This window comes from Geminicoccus harenae (assembly GCF_019800005.1).
GTDB lineage: Bacteria > Pseudomonadota > Alphaproteobacteria > Geminicoccales > Geminicoccaceae > Geminicoccus > Geminicoccus harenae.
Genome location: NZ_JABGCL010000159.1, coordinates 1 through 1,219 on the forward strand (window position 1 = coordinate 1; position 1,219 = coordinate 1,219).

The following is a 1,219-nucleotide window of genomic DNA, read 5'->3' on the forward strand; positions in this document are numbered from 1 at the left end:
AGTGGAATGGAATGGAATGGAATGGAACAACCCGAATGGAATGGAATGTAATGGAGAGTAAGGGAGTTGAAAAGAATCAATCCGAATGTAATGGAATGGAATGGAACGGAATGGAATGGAATGGAATGGAATGCAATGGAATGGAATCAACCCGAGTACAATGGAATGGAATGGAATGGAATGGAATGGAATGGAATGGAATGGAATGATACGGAATAGAATGGAATGGAACGAAATGGAATGGAATGGAATGGAATGGAATGGAATGGAATGGAATGGAATGGAATCGTTCCGAGTGGAATAGGAGGGAATGTATTCGAGTGGAATGGAAAGGAATGGAATCAACCAGAGTGGAATGGAAGGGAATGGAATGGAATGGAAACTAATAGAATGGAATCAACCCGAGTGGAATGGAATGGAAAGGACTGGAATGGAATGGAATGGAATGGAATGGAATGGAATGGAATCAACTCGATTGTAATGGAATGGAATGGAATGGAATGGAATGGAATGGAATGGAATGGAATGGAATTAACCCGAATACAATGGAATGGAATGGAATGGAACGGAATGGAGTGGAATGGAATGGAATCAACCCGAGTGCAGGGGAATGGAATGGAATGGAATGCAATGGAATGGAATCATCCGGAATGGAATGGAATGGAATGGAATGCAAAGCAATGGAATCAACTCGATTGCAATGGAATGGAATGGAATGGAAAGGAATACATTGGAATCAACCCGAGTGGAATGGAATGGAAAGGACTGGAATGGAGTGGAATGGAATGGAATGGAATGGAATGGAATCAACTCGATTGGAATGGAATGGAATGGAATGGAATGGAATGGAATGGAATGGAATGGAATTAACCCGAATAGAATGGAATGGAATGGAATGGAACGGAATGGAACGGAATGGAATGGAATGGAATGGAATGGAATGGTATGGAATGGAATGGAATGGTACGGAATAGAATGGAATGGAACGAATTGTAATGGAATGGAATTGAATGGAATGGAATGGAATGGAATGGAATCAACGCGAGTGCAGGGGAATGTAATGGAACGGAATGCAATGGAATGGAATCATCCGGAATGGAATGGAATGGAATGGAATGGAATGGAATGGAATGGAATGGAATGGAATCAACCCGAGTGCAATGGAATGGAGTGGAATGGAATGGAATGGAATGGAACAACCCGAATGGAATGGAATGTA

The 1,219-nt window shown here is 41.8% G+C and carries 2 protein-coding genes and 1 pseudogene; all 3 read left to right on the forward strand.

The window, feature by feature from the left end:
* Positions 1 to 209: hypothetical protein (locus HLA95_RS30320; protein ID WP_222185125.1), on the forward strand; the 209-nt coding region annotated here is incomplete at its 5' end.
* A gap of 31 nt (positions 210 to 240) precedes the next feature.
* Positions 241 to 870, forward strand: coding sequence for a hypothetical protein (locus HLA95_RS30325; protein ID WP_222185126.1), 630 nt, complete (start codon positions 241 to 243; stop codon positions 868 to 870).
* Positions 836 to 1,219 (forward strand): annotated as a pseudogene (locus tag HLA95_RS30330) (hypothetical protein); the annotation flags it as partial. The gene HLA95_RS30325 and the pseudogene HLA95_RS30330, both read left to right, overlap by 35 nt.

Excerpts from the sequence above, each read along its gene's own strand:
- HLA95_RS30325 (WP_222185126.1), top strand. The coding sequence starts at position 241 with ATGGAATGGAATGGAATGGAATGGAATGGAATGGAATGGAATGGAATC.